The following is an 18389-nucleotide window of genomic DNA, read 5'->3' as shown; positions in this document are numbered from 1 at the left end:
GCAAACACTATGCGATGTAGGAAGTAAGAATACACTCCCTAAATCTGTCTGGTGGAGATGGGGGTGTTTGAAATCGGGACATCGTTCATATGTGTGTCGGGACATACTGCACAGTGATAGTTCATCGATGTCGCGGGACATGAAGCACACGGTGACAGTGAGTTCATCTCTCGGGTCATGGTTCTGTCGGTGGAGTTCTGGATCTCTCGCGTCATCGTTCCTATCGGTTCACGATGATTTGATGGAGAAGAATCAACTCATCATCAAGTCCATCCGCCAGGGGCAATTATCCCCGGCGCAGGCCGCTGAACACTTCGGCGTCAGCCGCCGCTGGGTCTACGAACTCATGCGCAGGTACCGTTGCGCAGGCGAGGACGGGCTAGTTCCGCAATCCAGGCGTCCTCATTCAAATCCGCGTCAGACCCAAGAGAGTGTGCGTGAGCGTATCCGTGCTCTGCGCCATGAGCTGACAGTCAAGGGCCTCGATGCCGGCGCTGAAACAATTGCATGGCACTTGGAATCCGAGGGGCTAGAAGCCCCTGCGCCGTCCACGATCCACCGTGTATTGCGCCAAGCGGGCCTCGTGATCAACGAGGTCCACAAACGTCCGCGTTCGTCTTGGCATCGCTTCGAGGCCGGTCAACCCAACGAAACGTGGCAATCAGACTTCACGCACTGGGCTCTCGCGGACGGCACGGACATCGAGATCTTGAACTTCCTCGATGACCACTCCCGTTTTCTGATTTACTGCACTGCCCACCGGCGAGTTACCGGGGCTTTGGTTCTCGAGGCGTTCATTCAGTCGGGAGAGATCCATGGATTCCCTGCCTCAACACTGACGGATAACGGGATGGTTTTCACCACGAAGCTTGCCGGCGGACGGGGAGGGTTGAACGCGTTCGAGAAAACGCTCCGGGACCTGAAGATCGTGCAAAAGAACGGCAAACCCAACCACCCCCAAACGCAAGGAAAGATCGAACGATTCCACCAAACCCTGAAGCGATGGCTCACCATCCAAAAACCAGCGACCACCCTAGGACAGCTAAATGAAGACCTCGTCAGGTTCCTGAACGTCTACAACACTGAACGCCCACACAGGGCCTTGCAACGACGCACACCCGCGCAAACGTACGCAGCACTTCCAAAAGCTCAGCCTGAAGGGCTTGCTAAAGGTGTTCATCACCGCGTCCGCACGGACAGGATCGATAAAGCGGGAAAGGTAACCGTGCGCTTCCAAGGCAGACTGCTACATCTAGGCGTGGGCCGCCGCCACAATGACGAACCGGTCACCGTCCTCGTTGCCGACAATGCCGCCACCGTCATCCAAACAAGCACGGGAGAAATTCTCGGAACCTACACACTCGACCCCATGAAGGGATACCAAGCAAAAATGAAAAAACCCCCGGCCGAAGCCGAGGGTCCTTCCATATGAACGATGACGCGGGACATATATGAACTATGTCCCGCTACATCACACTGGTGGAGATGGGGGGAATTGAACCCCCGTCCGATGTGGTGTTGCCAGGGCTTCTCCGGGCGCAGTTTGCGTCGGATTTTCTCGGCCCCGGCCATCCTGCAAACAGGTAGCCGATCCGGGCCCAGTCATCTAAAAGTCCCAGCTACTCCAATGACAAAAGTAACTAGCAGTGGCTATCTTAATGACGCCAGTATCCGGAGCGATAGCATCCCCGGGCTGACGGACTGTCTTACTGCTTAGGCAGCGAGAGCGAAGTCAGTGCGCTTTGATTCGGCACTTATTGGTTTGCAGACAGCGTTTACGAGATAATTCTGCATCCTCGGCCCGCTTCACCTGGCGCGACGAACACCGTCGAAACCGATCATCCCCGTATTTTGTTACCAATACCTGACGTGCACCGAAGTGTCCAGCAGGACTTTTCAGTATAGCGCGGCACAGGGCACCCCGCCACCTCAGCCGGCAGAACGGCGCAGGCCTTGAGGAAACAAACTGCCCTTGGCCTTCCAGCCAGGAATCTTAGCTACCGCGGTTTTTTTCGCGCATGGCGCGCAACGCCTCGCGCTTGTCCTGTTGCTCACGCAGCGTTTGGCGCTTGTCATAGTCCTTTTTACCCCGGGCAATGCCAATCTCAACCTTGGCCCGGCCATCTACGAAGTACAGCTGAAGCGGCACTATCGTAAAACCGGATTCACGAATCTTGTGGCTGATTTTGATGAGCTCTTCGCGATGCAAAAGCAGCTTCCGCCGCCGGCGTGCTGCGTGGTTGGTCCAGCTGCCTTGGTTGTACTCCGGGATGTGGATGCCTTCCATCCACAACTCATCGTTGTAGAAGGTGCAAAACCCATCAACCATTGAGGCATGGCCTTCACGCAAGGACTTCACCTCGGTCCCCATGAGGGCAATACCAGCCTCATAGGTATCAAGAACGTGGTAGTCGTGCCGGGCCTTGCGGTTGGTGGCCACTACCTTCCGGCCACTCTCTCTGGGCACGGTAAAACTCCTTAGAACGAATTGATTCCCACTAGTTTACGCGCAGAAAACCTAGAGCAGGGTCATGGGGTCAACCGGCGAGCCATTAAGCCACGTCTCGAAGTGGGCATGGCAACCAGTGGAGTTACCTGAGGTGCCCGAATAGGCAATGAGCTGACCTTGGCTGACGCGCATACCGGGAGAGACCACAACACTGCTGTTGTGGTAGTAAACCGTGGTCAAAGAGTTTCCTTGGACAACTCCGTGCGAGATCATCACCGTGTTGCCGCCACCGTAATTGGTCCAGCCGCCCACGGTGACCTCACCAGCCGCTGCAGCGTACACCGGGGTGCCACAAGCCGCACCGAAGTCGATACCTGTGTGCATGTATCCACCGGTGCCATAGAAGTCGATGGTGCCAGGCGGTGTTGCGCGCCAACCGAACCCAGAGGTGATGGGAATGTCGCCGCTGAACGGGTGCCGGAGACCAAAGGCCGACGGCGAACCCTGGCTTGGGGTGTAGGCCGGCGGTGCCGGCGGGGCCGGCGGAGCTGCTTGTCCGGCTTTTGCCGCTGCGGCCTCCGCAGCAGCTTGTGCTGCCGCAGCGGCTGCGGCAGCCTCGGCAGCTTTGCGGCGCTGTTCTGCTTCCCAAGCTTCGCGAAGCTTACGATCGCGTTCCTTGATCTGCGCTGCAACTTCGTTTTGCGCACTTTGAACACTGGCAAGTTTCTTCTGGATGCCAGGTTTAGCAGCTTGAAGTTGGTTGTTCAGCGCGGTGGTGTCTGAAACAAGTTTGTCCACAGCGGCCTTTTTTGACGCTGCATCATCACGCGCTGCCTGCTCACGAGCAAGTGCAGCGTCGGCCTTAGCTTTAAGGTCTTTGATCTCAGCCTCAACGGCAACAAGACGGGCTTGTGAGTTCACGTTGGTGGCGTTCTGCTGGGACAACTTGTCCATGGCAGAGTTTTGAGCTCGCAACGCTTGATCAGCAAGATCCATGGTGTCAGTCAAAGATCCAGTGCCGTCTGCTCCGAAAAAGAGTGACAGATCAGAGGGCACTCCCCCGGACTTATAAGCCTGCGATGCGATCTGACCGATGAGCTTTTTGGTTGACGCCAGCTTCTGCTTGTCCGTGTTCATCTGCTCGGTGATTTTGGCTTTGTTCTGCTGAGCCATATCTACTCGAGCCGCCATGGCCTGAACTTCGGAGGTAGCGGTGGCTACGCGGCCTTGGGCTGCAAGGAGGGCCTGCTGGGCGCCGGGAAGCTGTCCTTGGTACACCACCAAGTCGCCGGCAGCCTTGGCAATCTTGGCATCAACGAACTCGAGAGAATCTTGAACCCTTGCTGCCTGATCCTGAAGAGCCTTCTGTTGATCTTCTAAACTATCCGCATGCGCTGCTGGCACAGCTCCAAGGCTGAGGGTCAACGTAAGGACTAGAGCAGAACCCATCACCTGGCTTGCCCGGCGAACAGCCCTACGTGAAGTGCTGCGAACAGCGCCGCTGCCCTTGAATGCGCGCATCGAATAATCCTTTATAGAGATCATGTCTAAACCTTCAGATAACGTCGCAGCGTCAACAACGAGGAAACGCCAGCCAAGAGGACACCTAGGGCAATCAACGCGGGAGCCAAAATCAACGTTTGGCCAGCCGAGATAAACGCAGTCTGGGGGTACTGCTTGGCAAGGACGTCGCCAAGGAAGAAGTGCGCCACTGCCCAGAGCGTAGCCGAGGCCAACACTGCGCCGATCACGGCCGCAATAACACCTTCAAGAACAAACGGCAGTTGGATCACTGTTTTGGAGGCACCCACCAACCGCATAATTCCCGTCTCGCGCCTACGGCTATAGGCCGAAAGCCGAATGGTGGTGGCAATCAGCAAGATGGCGCAGACGATCATCACACCGGCAATCGTCACCGCTACCAGGGACGCTGCATTCATCGCAGAAAACAGCTTCTCTAGCAATTGACGCTGGTCCGTCACGGACTCAACACCTGGCTGAGAAGAGAACGTCTCAGAGATGATCTGGTACTTCTGCGGGTCTTTCAGGTTGATTCGGAACGAAGAAGGCAGCTGGTCTGCAGTGACCGAGTCAACGATCGGTGAATTGGAGAACTGCTCCTTGAAGTGCTTAAAAGCCTCATCCTGGGACTCAAACTGGAAGTCGTTGACGTACTGCTTGACGTTGTCAGACTCCAAGAGTTTTTGCAGATTGTCTTTCTGCTCCGCAGTCACCGGCCCGCTCGCGCAACCAGTCGCCGTCGAACCGTCACTGCACAGGAAAATGGCAACCTGGACCTTGTCGTACCAGAAGCCTTTCATCTGGTTGATCTGCAATTGCAACATCCCCGCGGCGCCCACAAATGTTAGCGACACAAAGGTCACAAGAATGACAGAAACCACCATGGATAGGTTGCGCCGCAGGCCCCCGCCGATTTCACCGAGGATAAACGCGAGCCTCACTTCTGGCCCTCCTCATCGGTGCGGTTCGAACCCGTTGAACTGTCTGAACCTTTTGAACGGCTTGGGTCCGTTGACCGGTCGGTGGAGCGCGAACCGGAATCCGGACGTTCCCCACGAGCGCTGACCACCGGGACCATCGAAGTGTACAAAGCCTTCGCTTCGTCACGAACAACCAAACCATTTTTTAGCTCGATCACACGCCGGCGCATCTCGTTGACAATATCGTCGTCGTGCGTGGCCATAACAACCGTGGTGCCGTTCTGATTAATCTTGTCCAAAACAGCCATAATCCCCATCGACGTGGTGGGGTCAAGGTTTCCAGTGGGCTCGTCAGCGAGCAGAATGCCCGGCTTATTTACGACGGCGCGGGCGATCGCCACGCGCTGCTGCTCACCACCAGAAAGTTCGTGAGGCATACGGCGTTCTTTGCCCTCAAGTCCAACCGTCTTAAGCACCTCAGGCACTGTCTCGCGGATAACTGCTCGGCTCTTCCCAATGACCTGCATAGCGAAGGCCACATTGGCGAAGACATTTTTTTGCGGCAACAAGCGGAAATCCTGGAACACCACACCGATGCCACGGCGCAGCTTGGGCACACGCCAGCTGGAGATGTTGTCCACGTTTTGCCCGGCGACATAGACGGACCCGGAGGTGGCACGGTCCTCTTTGAGGACCAAGCGCAGGAACGTGGACTTACCTGAACCGGAAGCCCCGACGAGGAAGGTAAATTCGCCTCGGTCGATCTCTAGGCTCACCGAATCCAGTGCAGGACGCGCCTTTTGGTCATAGACCTTGGTGACATTTTCGAAACGAATCATGACTCTTCGTAAACCCGGCAGGAGAGCGCAAAAAATTGCCCTATCCAGCTACCGGTGCTCGGGCTTTCGCTTGGGGGAAGTAGGCTCCGGCCTTTCGACTATAGGCATTGAACCCACCCTTGGCCCCCGTTTAGCGCGGTGTGTCGCCTAATCGGTGATCAACCGTGACTACTCGGCCGCGTTGCGATTATCCGCGCGCCAGCGAATGCCTGCGTCAATAAAGTCATCAATGTCGCCGTCCAAGACCGCGGAGGTGTTACCGACTTCGAAGTTAGTCCGTAAGTCCTTGACCATCTGGTACGGGTTGAGAACGTAGGAACGCATCTGGTCCCCCCAGGACGCCTTGATGTCTCCAGCGAAGGCTTTCTTCTCAGCGTCTTCCTGCTCTTTTTTGAGTAGCAGAAGCCGCGACTGAAGGACCCGCATGGCTGCTGCACGGTTCTGCAATTGCGATTTCTCGTTTTGCATGGACACCACGGTGCCGGTGGGAATGTGTGTCAACCGGACAGCTGAGTCAGTGGTGTTCACGGACTGTCCGCCGGGGCCAGATGAGCGGAACACGTCAACACGGATTTCATTGTCCGGGATCTCGATCGAGTCTGTTTGCTCAATCAGAGGAATAACCTCCACCGCGGCGAAGGACGTCTGCCGGCGACCCTGGTTGTCAAAAGGACTGATCCGAACCAAACGATGTGTCCCTGCTTCAACGCTCAAAGTTCCAAAGGCATAAGGCGCTTTGACCTCGAAGGTGGCGGACTTGAGCCCAGCCTCTTCGGCATAGGAAGTGTCCATCACGGTGGTGGGATAGCCATGGCGCTCCGCCCAGCGTAGGTACATACGCATCAACATCTCGGCAAAGTCAGCTGCATCAACGCCACCGGCACCGGAGCGAATAGTTACTACGGCTTCGCGCGAATCGTATTCGCCGGCCAGCAGCGTCACGATTTCTAGCTGAGCCAGCGACTTACGGATCGATTCCAGTTCCGCAGCGGCCTCATCCATCGAATCTGAGTCGTCTTCGTCTTGGCCCAGTTCAACCAAAACTTCAAGGTCATCGATTCGGTCAGCCAGAGTAGTGAGACGTTCGAGTTCGCTCTGGCGGTGAGAGAGCTTTGAGGTCACGATTTGGGCTGCCGCAGGGTCATCCCAAAGATCAGGGGCACCAGCCTGATCGGACAAGTCTTCAATATCCTCACGGATTTGTTCGACGTTGGAGACCTGTTCGATGGAGGTGTACGTGCTTCGTAATGCGCGGATTTCCGCGGGAAAATCTATGGCAGCCATGGTCAATCCAGCCTACGCTATAGCAGCGCGTGGCGTGTTTATCGCACCAGCCTAGACCGCGCCGTCGAGCTCGCTTCAATTCTGATCCCGTCCGGGATGAGGAAGTTCACTACTGGTGGATGTACGACGGCGGTGAGGACAACGTTCGCAGTTCGTCCGTCGGTGCTGCCGGTCCTTGGGTCAAGAGCAAGGGCGTTAAAGCGGACCGTGGCGTTGTCCTTAACCAGAAAATCTTGGGCCGAGTTGTAGACGCGTTGCGAGTTCAATTCCGCCACCGGTGAAGAGCCGCCTTGATTTTGGCCAAGGGAATAGCTGTCCGCTGCGGCTACTGCAGCACTGTCAGCAACCGAAAGTAGTTTCTTGTGCTCGATGTACACATTCGAGATGGCCATAACAACGGTTGCCAGAAGTAGTGAAAGGAGCACGTACCCAATGATCATGACCATCAGCTGGCCGCCTTCGTTGGATCGCTCTCCGTCCTTGGTGTTTGTTGACGGGGTGAGAGCTTCTCGAATTTTGGGACTCATCACCGGAAACGTCCCACGATTTGGCTCGCCGATGACGAGACCTTCCCGACGTTGAGACGGTTGCCGTTATCAAAGGGCATCAATGGCAGTGGAACGCTCAGATCCAAACTCACGGTCACGATCGAACCAGAATCTGAACAACTGCCTGGGGCGCACGTAATTGACATACTGCCTGCTTCTTGCCCGAACCCGTGGTCCGCGAGCGCAAGCATTGCCGCTTGCTGTGCGGCTACTGTTCCATCTGCAGGGTTGGCCTGGGCGACGTAAACCTTGGCAGCTTGATCCGTGGCGCCAACCGCAGCAAATGAAGCGGCCTGAAGTTGAGCCACGGTCAAGATGAAGTACACCACTGGAACCATAAGCAGCACGGACAAAAAGGTGAACTCAACAATGGCGTTGCCAGCCTGGTTCGCGGCGGTGGCCCGTCCGTGTGCATCGCGGCCCAGCGCGAGTAGGAGCCGATGTTTGAAGCGTTCAACGCTAGCGCTGCACTGCTGCATGCCCTGTCACCTCCAGCGCCGCACTAGGACCAATGAGGCCAATGACAGGCAGCGGGGCAGAAATCCTAACTTCCATGGTTCTTACCCCCTGGTATTCAGTCTCTGACACCGTAACGTCCTGAGCGAAGTCCGCATTCAGTGCCGAAGTTGTTAAGTCCTTAGCGCGTTGAACCGCATCGGCGGGGCCTCGGTCAGCGAGCGTTCCGTACCGCGCACCGGAAGCCGCAGCATCAATCAGAGTGTTCCGGATATGGAGAACAAGCGTGAGCTGAATTATCGCCAAAAAGAACATGGTGAGCAGCGCCCCAACGAGGACAAAGTCCACAACGGCAGAGCCCCGCTCCGAATCCCGGTTGGCCGTAGATAAAGTCCCCTTGAGGAACTTATTTCTTGCCGACACTATCCATTGCCTGATTGAACAACCCTTCCAATGCGGGGCCGGCGATCGCTAGCAAGAGTGCCACGAGAGCGGCAGACATCAGTGTGATCATGACCCAGCCGGGGACATCGCCGCGTTCGCTGTTTTCAGTCCGGTCCAGCGGGCTTGTATTTGCTCCGGGCACTGACTGACCCAGCGATCCGTTCAGTCCAAGTAGTGCAGTGAGTGCGAGGGCGATCAGTTGAGCTGACGCCCGGTACATGGTCAAGGTAGTTTGCGTGATTTTTTGGATTTTCATGGTTTCTTTCCTTGCTAGTGATGAGATTTAATCTGATTTTTGAAATCCGGGTAGCCCGTTAGGGATTGAGCGAGATGGCAGCAATACCAGGGAATATTGCGAAAATGACGGTCAGCGGCAATACCCCGAAAACGAGCGGAACCATCATGGCAATTTCTTTTTTGCCCGCAGATTCCATCAGCTCGCGTTTGGACATGTCACGCACATCCTGCGCTTGAGCTCGTAAAACCTCGGCTAGTGGGGTCCCTCGCTCCACAGCCACAACGATCCCGTCGACAAACCGCACAAGCGGCGCAAGGTCAGTGCGTCTGGAAAAGTCCTGGAGCGCCTCAACAAGTGGTTTTCCCGCCCGAGTTTGAGCCAAAATTTCCGCGAATTCCGAGGCCAACTCGCCCTTGGCCGAACGGCATATCCGCTCCAAGGCGCCGGTGGCGCTCTCCCCCGCACTGACTGCGAGCGCCATTAGTTCCGCCAGACTAGGAAATTCTGAGAGCATCCTGGCTTCACGGCGTCGGATGGTCACCCCTAAGACATAGTCGCGCGCTACAAACCCGGCTAAGGCGCTTCCCACCACGGCTATAACCGCTATTAAGGGATTGAATCGGCCTGCCGCGGCCGAACTCACAATGGCCACTACGCCCACGACAAATCCCGCTCCTGCCCAGAGCAGCTGTTCTGCCCGGAAGTCCACTGCGCTCTTTTTGATGCCAGCTTGGGCTAGGCGTCGGCTAAGTGCCGAGGCGCCTGTATTAAACCGTGCCATCCAGTGGACTGCGTCCCGGAGCGCGGGAGCAAGAATCCGTTCCAGGGCGCCGAAAGGTGTGATGTTCTGTTTCGCCGTCCGGAGTAACCGAGACTCGTTACTGGCTGAACGCAGCTGCGGGGCAATGCGGTCCGTGAACGTAGTGGCTCGCATAAACGGCAGCCTGACCATCACCAGCCAGAGCCCACCTCCCAGGACAACCCCACAAAATACCGCTGACGCGTTCAGCGCACTCACCGGAGCACCCGCTCATCTTCTGGGAGGGCACCAATCCGCAGCATCACGCGGTAGCAGACCACGGAGATCACTAAGCCGCCAACAAGGACAAGTAAACCGAGGGTGGAGCTGTAGGCTGTCACTGCCTCGCGCCGCGAAGCCATCAGCAGCAGAACTATCCATGGTGCCGCAACAGCAAGTCTGGCTGCGTTTACTGTCCACGACTGGCGCGCTTCAAGCTCGCTCCGGGTTCTGCCACTATCACGCAGGAATTCTGCGAGGGTGCCCAAGAGCCGGCCCAGGTCTGAACCGCCGACCTCCCTTGTCAGACGCAAAGCTTCAATGATCCGGTCTGCCACTGGGTCAGCAATGCGAGCCTTCAGGAGCGTGAGCGACTGATCGAACTGCCCACCTGAACGGTAGTCAGCAGCGAATTCCAAGAAGAGCGGCCTCAACTCCTCCGGACCTTTGGTGCCCAATTGCATCAGCGCTTCCGGAAGTGAGAGACCAGCCCGGATGGCGGAGCGGAGGTGGTCAACGACGTCGGGCCATAGCTGGCGTAGCACGGCCGTGCGCTTTTTGGCGCGCCAGCTCACTAAAGCCAGCGGGAGCCACCCGCCGAATAGGCCAAAGCACGCAGCGATCTGCCACGAGCGTGTGAAAACAAAGAAAACCAAAAGCACCACAAGCCCGACTGCGAAGCAGGAGACGATTAGGCCCGTTGCGCTGACCCGTTCGATCCCGGCGCTCAGGAGCATCAATTCGAGCCGTGATGGTTTAGCGTCACGTTTTGGCTTTACGGGCACAGCCCAAAATGACCACCAGATCAGGAAGAGCCCGGCACCAAAAAGAAGCCCCCAAGCCGCCGACATTAGCGAACCTCCAAAAGCGAGGCTGCGTCGTAACCTGCCAATGCAAGCTTGTCTGCTGAAGGCAGCCCAGTCCCGGTTGGGGCTAGTTCGCCATCTTTGATTGAGAACACCATGGTGGACTCAATCACACCGTTTTCGACTCGACGTCCCAACGCGAGTATTTCCGATACTCGCCGGCGCCCATTAGCGAGTCGCGTGCAGTGCACTACTAAGTCAACACAGGACGCTACGGTGGGCACCACAAAGTGGCTGGATATGTTGGCTCCGGCTAGCAGCGGCAGGGTACAGATCTTGGTGACAGCGTCATGCGCGGAGTTCGCGTGGACCGTACACATCCCAGGCAGGCCACTGTTCAAGGCGATCAGCATGTCTAGGCTCTCGGCTTCACGAACCTCTCCCACGATCAGCCGGTCGGGCCGCATACGCAGAGCTTCTTTAACTAGCCTGCGTAGCGGAATCTCTCCTTCACCTTCGAGGTTTGCCTGCCGGCATTGGAGGCCCACTACATCGCGGAGTGGAAGCTTGAGCTCAAAAATTTCTTCAACAGTGACCACACGTTCACGCGAGCCAATGCTGGCGGCAAGGCAATTGAGCATGGTGGTCTTCCCCGCTTGAGTAGCTCCCGAGACCAGTACGTTCAAGCCGCTACTCACGGCCGCTCCGAGGAAGCGTGCGGCCTGCGGGGTGAGTGTGCCGAATTCCACAAGGTGTTCAAGCCGGGTTGCTTTGACCACGAACTTTCTAATATTTACTGCCCAATGCCGGCGGGTGACATCGGGGATCACGACGTGGAGACGGGAACCATCAGGCAATGCCGCATCCACAAAGGGCGAGGAGAGGTCCAGTCGTCTGCCGGAACTCTTCAGCATCCGTTCCACGAGGTCTTTGACCTGCTGGTCCGTCAGCGAAATGGAAGTCAGTTCAGACTCACCGTTACGCGCCACGAATATTTCATGAGGCGCGTTGAGCCAAATTTCTTCAATGCTGGGATCGTCCAAGAGCGGTTGCAGGGCCCCAAACCCGGCAACAGCATCGAATACTTGGCGGCGCACGGTCTCCGCGTGGCCTAGTGGCGGCACTGCTCCCAGCATCGAGCGTTCGTCGTAATCGCTAACCGCCGCCTCAACCAGGCGACGAACGTCGCTCGCTTGCGTCAGAGGATCTAGGCCACGCCGTCTAATCAGCTCACGGACCTCATCCTCGACAATAGCTATTGCATCCACGTTTCCCCCGTACGTCTTGCGCCGTCGACCTGCTGGCTTGTCCCCTATTAGCCAACACGGTAAGCCAGCACAGAGCTGAATAAAAGTCATACGAGATTGCCTGTGGAAAACAACCAACTCAGAAGTCGATCGATGCGCCGTTCGTTTAGTCACTCGAGTCACATGGATCACTCTGGTCACATCAGGCGCGAGGTGTTAGGGTATTCGCGTTAGCCCCTAGAGTTTGCAAAACACCTGTCGCAACTAGCGGCCCGTAAAGTTTCAGTGCAAGCTGAGCTCCTCCCCGCACTGCCCCGGAGTCATCCATGATTAAGCCTGCACTTTCCCGCCGCCACCCGAGCGCACTTCAGTCTCGAACACTCCGCGGCGCCGCATTCGCCGCCGTTTGCGTCACCACACTTGGACTACTGTCGCCGGGCGCGGCTAACGCCGATTCGCTGACCAGTTCAACGTCGTCGCCCAGCCCCACAGCATCCGCCACGAAAACCAGCAGCGCGGCGACTGTTTCGCCGTCGGCCTCCCCCGCCGCCACCGCACAAAGTACGACGACGGTTGCGCCCACTATGTCCCCCACCGCAACCGCAACGGCCTCTGCGGTTCCAGCACCGGCCGGAAGTAAAGAGGAACAACTCCTCAAAGCCATCGGCCCAGCCGGCGCCACAATGGAGACCAACGCTTCAAAGAAGTACGTGTCCTCTGGAACCAGCGGCGTGCTATCACGGCAAGCCGTGAGTGCTGAGGCCTTTAGTGCAACGCATTGGCGTCCCAGCTTTGGAGTTCCTGGCCAAGACGTCAGCGCCTATCAGGGAAATGTGGATTGGGCATCGCAGTGGTCCCAGGGTTCGCGCTTTGCCTATGTGAAGGCCACCGAGGGTAGTTTCTACACCAACGCAAACTTCGCTCAGCAATACAACGGCTCGCGCCAGGTTGGTATGACCCGCGGCGCGTACCACTTCGCTATTCCCAACTGGTCCTCTGGCGCTTCCCAAGCCAAGTACTTTGTGGCCAACGGTGGTGGATGGAGCGCCGACGGTTCCACACTTCCTCCCGTGATTGATATTGAGTACAACCCCTACGCGGGCCGCACAGACCTCGGGTACAACACTGGAAATGTTTGCTACGGGATGACCGCGAGTCAAATGGTCCAGTGGCTCAAAGACTTCGGCACCACCATGAAGTCGCTGACCGGACGCTTGCCCGCGATCTACACCACCACCGATTGGTGGACGCAGTGCACCGGCAACTCCGCCGCCTTTAGTGATTACCCGCTGTGGCTCGCCGCCTACCCGCTTTCTGCAAGCAACGACGCCGGAACCTTGCCCGCGAGCTGGAGCGCCTACAGCATGTGGCAGTACAGCTCCGAGGGCCCATTCTTGGGCGACTCGAATGTATGGAACGGTGACGCCGCAGGGCTGAAGCGTTTTGCTGGCGCCAGCGCTCCGGCTCTGTTCACAAAAGTACAGCGCCTCACATCAGGTGATTACACCTCAGACGGACGCGCCGATCTGTTGACGAAGACTGCTGACGGAAAACTGCTGCTCCAGCGAGGGCTCGCAGACGGGACTTTCGGTGCAGCGACCGTGATCGGGGCAGGGTGGGATATCTACGACGTCGTCACTGCCACCAAAGACTTTAATGGCGACGGAAACGCTGATCTCCTAGCGCGCGACGCCAGCGGGAATTTTTGGTTTTACGCCGGTGACGGTCAAGGAGGACTTCGCCCACGAACACAAGTTGGCTCTGGGTGGAGCATTTTCAAGTCTGTACTCGCGCCGGGTGACTTCAACCGCGATGGGTTTAACGACCTCGTAGCCGTGGGGACAGACGGGGTGCTATGGCTTTATGCCGGCAACGGAAAAGCAGGATTTAAGCCTCGGATCAGCATCGGTCAGGGCTATCAACAGTTCGCTTCTGTCCTTCCTGCCGGTGATTTCTCGGGTGATGGGAAGGCAGATCTGTTCGCCATTTCCACGTCCGGAGACCTGTATTTGTACTCTGGGAATGGTTCTAACGGTTTCGCATCTCCCGTTATTGCTGGCCGCGGTTGGGGAGCGTTCGATTCTGTGCTCGGTGGCCTCGACATCAATCGCGACGGTAAAAGCGACATCGTCGTTCGTACCTCCAGCGGCGCACTCACCACGTACTTAGGCGGCGGTAAGGGCAATTTTGCGATGTCGGTGCAAGTTGGCCGCGCATGGCAGGTATTCGCGAAGGTGCTAGAGGCTGGCGACTTCGACGGCGATGGGAACCCCGACGTTTTGGCCGTCGCCAAGACTGGGCAGCTCTATCTGTACCCGGGCAACGGGCACGGCGGATGGTTGACCCGGCGGCAAGTTGGCGCCGGCTGGCAAACATTCACCTCTGTTTCAGTGGCAAGAGATTTTGATCGAAAAGGCGGAACGGCCCTGCTGGCCAGGGCCGTCGATGGCACACTCTTGCTCTACCCGACTGACGGGCGTGGGAACTTCCTAGCGCCTAAGACGATCGGTAAGGGCTGGCAAATATTCGCCTCCATCGTCGCGACAACCGACTGGAATGGTGACGGCTCCGGGGACATAATGGCCCGAACGTCGCAAGGGGCACTTTTCCTGTATCCCGGCAACGGCTCAGGAGGATTTCTTTCGCGACGACAGATCGGAAGTGGATGGGATATCTTTTCCGCGGTAGTGGCCACTGGAGATTTCAATGGTGATGGCAAAGCCGATCTTCTGGCGAACACCTCGTCCGGCACAAATTGGCTCTACCCGGGAGACGGCGTGGGAGGCTTCAAGCCACGTACGGCGCTTTCAGGACCATGGCAAACAGCAGATCAGAAGATGCCCGCATTTGGCTTCACCTCTGGTCAACAGAAGAATATTTTGCTTCGGCGCACGGACGGTTCCGTGTGGGTGGCAGCCGGCAACGGTAAGGGCGGAATGCAAAATGTCTTGCTAAGTTCGGGCACCAGCTAGATACAGACGGGACAGGTTCGCTCATGCAATGTGTCGTATCCTTGAATGCGGTCGCTACTTCGCAGGCCCACGCAGTTCCATAATTTCTCTCAAAAGGAGTCCGGTCCGTAATGGATATCCAGAATCACTTCTACGGCCACTCCGCGGTTTTAGCCGGTCACGCAGGTCTACCCCGCCCACGCCATATGCGAGGGCTGCTTCAGCACGGCTGGACACCCGTGACACCAATTTCAACGCACTTTGCCGATCTAGCCAGCGCTGCCCCCGCAGGCAATCTCTTTGTGTGGACCCACGATTCTCGGGGGTGGACCGAAGAAGAGTCGGTTCGCGAGACGGGCTTTAGAAGCACCGCAATCGGCGCCCCCGCCCTCTATTTAGCCGAGATGGTCAACCGCAGTGGACCTCCAATAGAACGCACTATCGACGCAGTCGTTTTCCCTTTCCACGGCACACGATTGGTGTCCGTGGACGGCGACCAGAACGCATATGCCCGTGAAATTTTTGAGCGCGAAGGATCGGCTCTCGTGTGTATGCACGTCGACGACCTTCAAAAGCCAGAAATCGTCAAGGCCTGGACAGACGCTGGTCACACCATTACCAGCGCAGGCGAACGGCGCGACTCAGCATTCCTGGCTCGAGTTATGTGGTTACTCATGAGCTCCAAGAAAGTAATTTCCAACCGTTTGGCAACGGCGCTAATTTACGGGGCTGCGGTAGAAACGCCGGTGAGTATCTACGGGCCCCATTTCCAGATCGCCGGTATTCAAGAAACCTCTTCCGAAGAGTATCTCCGGCGCTTGTGGCCTGAATTCTACGAAGACGCCACCGATGGCCCAACACTCTTGTCCGTTGCACGGGCGGAGTTGGGCTACGAATATATGCAATCGCCCGAGGAACTTCGGCACACGCTCGGGTGGGACACGCCCTCCGTTCGGGCATTCGCCGACTACTGGGTTGGTGCCCCAATTGCGAAAGCTCAAGCGATCCTAGGGCTCAAGAAGCGCGAAGTCGGCCCGTTGGTTAACGACGTCAAGCCATCTCCGCTTCACTTCCTTCGTGACCCATTTGAGCACCTTCCGGACCGACTAGCCCGTTCGTCCTCCACCACACTCGTTGCCCCCAAAATGGACTACTTTGGCTGATTCAGCAAAAGCACCGGTATCTCACACGAGGCAATCGGTCTACTACCTGCTTGGAGCAGCGCTACAGGGACTAGGCGCCCTTTTAGTACAGCCGTTCTCCATTCGAATCCTGGACTCTGCGGAGTGGGGGCGCGTAGGTTTTTCCGCAGTAGTGTTGCAAGTTGGCCAGGTGGTATTGTCCGCAGGGTTGCCCCTAGCTATTACCCGCGCGTACTTCCAACCAGAAAACGGTAAAGCCCACGCTCGGGCTATACACGGAGCAAACCTGATCCTGAGTTTCGGTATTTCTCTGATCTCCGCACTATTTGTCTATTTTTCAATACCGGACAGTCACGTTGGGGCGACTTTCGCTTTTGCTGTGGCGTCCACTGGTCTGCTCAGTATCGTGGTGAGTTCCCAAGCCATTCTGCGAAGCCAACGTAGAGCTCTGGCCTTCGTGATGTTGAGTGGGGCTGCGTCTCTGGGAGCGCACCTGTGTGGACTTATTGCGATTAGTTTGTTATCAGCCGACTCCGCCACCTACATGGCCGCGTTCCTCATTGGGATGGCAATTACCGCTGGCGTGTCCTTCAAGCTTGCACCACCACTGTGGCCCGGAAAAGCATGGATTGCGGTGAAATCTGCGTTCAAGCTTGGCTTGCCTCTGCTTCCCCACAGCATTGCCATGATGCTGATGATGCAAGGCGATTCGTTCCTTGTACAACACTTCCAAAATTCTGTAGGCTCCGGACGATACGTTGCCGCAGCAGCATTTGCCCTGGGCCCGTTCGCTGTTCTCTCGAGTTTGAACAATGTCTGGACAGCGAGGCTCTTCGAAGCGTCCCACAGCAATGGGCTGCTCGTCGTGGCACGGCAGCTTTCGACTCAGGCAGCTCTCATTGCCGGTGGTCTTGTGCTTTTGGGCAGCTCCGGAGCGACAGTGGGAATGCTCGTCCTGAAGGGGAACGACCCCGAAGTCATGATGCTAGCAAAGGTGCTGCCCGCAGTGGGCTGCGGTTATGCACTCTACCTGCTGGCAATGTCAGTGTTGTTCGCTAAACAGGAAACCCGTTCGTTCACGTGGGTTACGCCGTCTGTGCTAGTGCTAGCTGGCCTTGTTGGCCTGTTCGCTGCCCAGACCACCAACTACTGGGAGCTTGGTGCCGTCAAAGTCGGCGCGTTCGGCATGCTTGGATTGGTATATGCCTTGCTTGCAGCCAAAGCGTTGCGAGAGGCATTCCCGTGGCGTCCATTTGCGTTGACAGCGGCTGGAGCAATAGTGGTTGTCGGCCTGAACTTTCTAGTGCCAAACACACTCCTCGCCGGATTGATCAGCATCGTTGTCGCGTTGGGCGTTTGCGGCGCCGGTTTTATGCTGGTGCGCAAACGGGTCTAGCATCTTTGTAGAAACTGCAACCACCACTGCGGATTTAAGTACGCCATCGAGATAGGTACGAAATGCATTCATCCTACGAAGTAGCCGGTCACAAAATCGGTAGCACCGAAAAGCCATTTATCATTGCTGAAATGTCTGGTAACCACAATGGGAGCCTTCAGCGGGCCTTGGACATTGTGGACATGGTGGCGGACTCTGGCGCACAAGCCGTTAAGCTGCAAACTTATACCGCAGACACCATTACGATCGACTCCAATAAGCCTCAGTTCCAAATCGGCGAAGACCATGCACTCTGGGGTGGCAAGAATCTTTACAAGCTGTACACGGAAGCGCACACACCGTGGGACTGGCATGCTCCGATTTTCGAACGTGCGCGTGAACGCGGTCTTATTGCTTTCTCCAGTCCTTTCGATTCCACTGCCGTAGACCTCCTGGAATCCTTGGACGTTCCGCTGTACAAGATCGCTTCTCTGGAGATCGGGGATCTGCCTCTGCTCCGCTTGGTTGCACGGACTGGCAAACCAATCATCCTCTCCAACGGCGCAGCAAGCCTTTCTGATATCGATACGGCTGTCAAAACCATTCGGGCTGAAGGCAATGATCAAATCGTGGTTCTTGCGTGCACCTCTTCTTACCCCGCGTCGGCTTCAGAGTCCAACCTTCGGACTATTCCAGTACTGCGCGATGCCTTCGGCGTTCAGGTTGGTCTTTCCGACCACACTATGGGCATCGGTGCCGCCATTGCTGCAGTTGCACTTGGCGCAACTGTCATCGAAAAGCACGTCACGCTGAGCCGAGCTGACGGTGGCGTTGATTCTGATTTCTCCTTAGAACCCCACGAATTGCGCTCCCTTGTTGAGGAGAGCCGCACCGCGCAAGAAGCACTCGGCTCCCCCGTGATCCAACAAACCACTGGCGAATCCGCGAGCCTCAAACTTCGCCGTTCCTTGTACATCGTCAAGCCGGTAAAGGCTGGCGAGATTGCCACCGCGGAGAATGTACGTTCGATCCGTCCCTCCGGCGGCTTGGAACCCGCCTTATACGAGACTGTACTTGGGCGCCCCTTCCGCGTTGATGCCGAACCCGGAACTGCGCTGACCTGGGATGTTATCTAGTCACATAAAAAAGAT

17 protein-coding genes and 1 other RNA gene are annotated in these 18389 nt (G+C 57.0%); 5 read left to right on the top strand and 13 right to left on the bottom strand.

Going from position 1 to position 18389, the window contains the following annotated elements; genetic code table 11:
• Nucleotides 1-241 precede the first annotated feature (241 nt).
• Nucleotides 242-1432: an IS481 family transposase gene (locus ACQR35_RS03575; RefSeq protein ID WP_430267517.1), complete on the top strand. Its 1191-nt coding sequence runs from the start codon at nt 242-244 to the stop codon at nt 1430-1432.
• A 45-nt stretch (nt 1433-1477) separates the two neighbouring features.
• Here ACQR35_RS03575 and ssrA read toward each other — a convergent pair.
• From ssrA to ACQR35_RS03510, 13 genes are all read right to left on the bottom strand, one after another.
• Nucleotides 1478-1846: a transfer-messenger RNA gene (ssrA, locus tag ACQR35_RS03570) on the bottom strand.
• A 147-nt stretch (nt 1847-1993) separates the two neighbouring features.
• Nucleotides 1994-2467 carry an SsrA-binding protein SmpB gene (gene smpB / locus ACQR35_RS03565; protein ID WP_430266639.1) on the bottom strand — a complete coding sequence of 158 codons (474 nt, stop codon included), beginning with the start codon at nt 2465-2467 and terminating at the stop codon, nt 1994-1996.
• Nucleotides 2468-2518: 51 nt separating this feature from the next.
• Entirely contained in the window at nt 2519-3898 is a 1380-nt protein-coding gene (locus ACQR35_RS03560; RefSeq protein ID WP_430269251.1) for a peptidoglycan DD-metalloendopeptidase family protein, read from the bottom strand.
• Between the two features lie 98 nt (nt 3899-3996).
• Entirely contained in the window at nt 3997-4911 is a 915-nt protein-coding gene (ftsX, locus tag ACQR35_RS03555) for a permease-like cell division protein FtsX (protein WP_430269212.1), read from the bottom strand.
• Nucleotides 4908-5729 (bottom strand): cell division ATP-binding protein FtsE, encoded by an 822-nt coding sequence (ftsE, locus tag ACQR35_RS03550; protein ID WP_430266637.1) that lies wholly within the window; start codon nt 5727-5729, stop codon nt 4908-4910. The genes ftsX and ftsE overlap by 4 nt, the downstream gene beginning before the upstream one ends.
• A 168-nt stretch (nt 5730-5897) precedes the next feature.
• Complete coding sequence (gene prfB, locus ACQR35_RS03545; RefSeq protein ID WP_430266636.1) at nt 5898-7013, bottom strand: peptide chain release factor 2; 1116 nt, start codon at nt 7011-7013, stop codon at nt 5898-5900.
• Nucleotides 7014-7051: 38 nt separating this feature from the next.
• Nucleotides 7052-7540: a pilus assembly protein TadG-related protein gene (locus tag ACQR35_RS03540; RefSeq protein WP_430266635.1), complete on the bottom strand. Its 489-nt coding sequence runs from the start codon at nt 7538-7540 to the stop codon at nt 7052-7054.
• Nucleotides 7540-8040 carry a hypothetical protein gene (locus ACQR35_RS03535; protein WP_430269211.1) on the bottom strand — a complete coding sequence of 167 codons (501 nt, stop codon included), beginning with the start codon at nt 8038-8040 and terminating at the stop codon, nt 7540-7542. The genes ACQR35_RS03540 and ACQR35_RS03535 overlap by 1 nt, the downstream gene beginning before the upstream one ends.
• Nucleotides 8021-8440 carry a TadE/TadG family type IV pilus assembly protein gene (locus tag ACQR35_RS03530; RefSeq protein ID WP_430269210.1) on the bottom strand — a complete coding sequence of 140 codons (420 nt, stop codon included), beginning with the start codon at nt 8438-8440 and terminating at the stop codon, nt 8021-8023. Before ACQR35_RS03530 ends, ACQR35_RS03535 begins: the two co-directional genes overlap by 20 nt.
• Nucleotides 8424-8717 carry a hypothetical protein gene (locus ACQR35_RS03525; RefSeq protein ID WP_430269209.1) on the bottom strand — a complete coding sequence of 98 codons (294 nt, stop codon included), beginning with the start codon at nt 8715-8717 and terminating at the stop codon, nt 8424-8426. Before ACQR35_RS03525 ends, ACQR35_RS03530 begins: the two co-directional genes overlap by 17 nt.
• A 58-nt stretch (nt 8718-8775) precedes the next feature.
• The gene (locus ACQR35_RS03520; RefSeq protein WP_430266729.1) at nt 8776-9651 is read right to left on the bottom strand and encodes a type II secretion system F family protein; all 876 of its coding nucleotides are present in this window, start codon (nt 9649-9651) and stop codon (nt 8776-8778) included.
• A gap of 62 nt (nt 9652-9713) precedes the next feature.
• On the bottom strand, nt 9714-10568 hold the full coding sequence (locus tag ACQR35_RS03515; RefSeq protein WP_430269208.1) for a type II secretion system F family protein: 855 nt from the start codon (nt 10566-10568) through the stop codon (nt 9714-9716).
• Nucleotides 10568-11791, bottom strand: coding sequence for a CpaF family protein (locus tag ACQR35_RS03510; protein ID WP_430266630.1), 1224 nt, complete (start codon nt 11789-11791; stop codon nt 10568-10570). Before ACQR35_RS03510 ends, ACQR35_RS03515 begins: the two co-directional genes overlap by 1 nt.
• A gap of 305 nt (nt 11792-12096) precedes the next feature.
• Between ACQR35_RS03510 and ACQR35_RS03505 the strand changes: the two genes are divergently transcribed.
• The 4 genes from ACQR35_RS03505 to pseI all read left to right on the top strand — a co-directional run bounded on the left by ACQR35_RS03505 (nt 12097) and on the right by pseI (nt 18374).
• Entirely contained in the window at nt 12097-14742 is a 2646-nt protein-coding gene (locus ACQR35_RS03505; RefSeq protein WP_430269207.1) for an FG-GAP-like repeat-containing protein, read from the top strand.
• A 110-nt stretch (nt 14743-14852) separates the two neighbouring features.
• Nucleotides 14853-15884 (top strand): hypothetical protein, encoded by a 1032-nt coding sequence (locus ACQR35_RS03500; protein ID WP_430266628.1) that lies wholly within the window; start codon nt 14853-14855, stop codon nt 15882-15884.
• Complete coding sequence (locus ACQR35_RS03495) at nt 15877-17259, top strand: hypothetical protein (protein ID WP_430269206.1); 1383 nt, start codon at nt 15877-15879, stop codon at nt 17257-17259. Before ACQR35_RS03500 ends, ACQR35_RS03495 begins: the two co-directional genes overlap by 8 nt.
• A gap of 62 nt (nt 17260-17321) precedes the next feature.
• Nucleotides 17322-18374, top strand: coding sequence for a pseudaminic acid synthase (gene pseI, locus ACQR35_RS03490; RefSeq protein ID WP_430266626.1), 1053 nt, complete (start codon nt 17322-17324; stop codon nt 18372-18374).
• Nucleotides 18375-18389 lie beyond the last annotated feature (15 nt).

Origin of the sequence: Pseudarthrobacter sp. J1738 (genome assembly GCF_050490315.1) — a bacterium.
In the GTDB taxonomy this organism is placed as follows: domain Bacteria; phylum Actinomycetota; class Actinomycetes; order Actinomycetales; family Micrococcaceae; genus JBNPEO01.
Note: the sequence above shows the minus strand (reverse complement) of the source record. Positions and strands in the feature narration are given on the sequence as shown.

What these genes read in the sequence shown, in the direction of transcription:
- ACQR35_RS03575 (WP_430267517.1), top strand. Translation starts at nt 242, where the DNA reads ATGGAGAAGAATCAACTCATCATCAAGTCCATCCGCCAGGGGCAATTA.
- ACQR35_RS03560 (WP_430269251.1), bottom strand. Translation starts at nt 3,898, where the DNA reads ATGGGTTCTGCTCTAGTCCTTACGTTGACCCTCAGCCTTGGAGCTGTG.
- ftsE (WP_430266637.1), bottom strand. Translation starts at nt 5,729, where the DNA reads ATGATTCGTTTCGAAAATGTCACCAAGGTCTATGACCAAAAGGCGCGT.
- prfB (WP_430266636.1), bottom strand. Translation starts at nt 7,013, where the DNA reads ATGGCTGCCATAGATTTTCCCGCGGAAATCCGCGCATTACGAAGCACG.
- ACQR35_RS03540 (WP_430266635.1), bottom strand. Translation starts at nt 7,540, where the DNA reads ATGAGTCCCAAAATTCGAGAAGCTCTCACCCCGTCAACAAACACCAAG.
- ACQR35_RS03535 (WP_430269211.1), bottom strand. Translation starts at nt 8,040, where the DNA reads ATGCAGCAGTGCAGCGCTAGCGTTGAACGCTTCAAACATCGGCTCCTA.
- ACQR35_RS03525 (WP_430269209.1), bottom strand. Translation starts at nt 8,717, where the DNA reads ATGAAAATCCAAAAAATCACGCAAACTACCTTGACCATGTACCGGGCG.
- ACQR35_RS03520 (WP_430266729.1), bottom strand. Translation starts at nt 9,651, where the DNA reads ATGGTCAGGCTGCCGTTTATGCGAGCCACTACGTTCACGGACCGCATT.
- ACQR35_RS03515 (WP_430269208.1), bottom strand. Translation starts at nt 10,568, where the DNA reads ATGTCGGCGGCTTGGGGGCTTCTTTTTGGTGCCGGGCTCTTCCTGATC.
- ACQR35_RS03505 (WP_430269207.1), top strand. Translation starts at nt 12,097, where the DNA reads ATGATTAAGCCTGCACTTTCCCGCCGCCACCCGAGCGCACTTCAGTCT.
- ACQR35_RS03500 (WP_430266628.1), top strand. Translation starts at nt 14,853, where the DNA reads ATGGATATCCAGAATCACTTCTACGGCCACTCCGCGGTTTTAGCCGGT.
- pseI (WP_430266626.1), top strand. Translation starts at nt 17,322, where the DNA reads ATGCATTCATCCTACGAAGTAGCCGGTCACAAAATCGGTAGCACCGAA.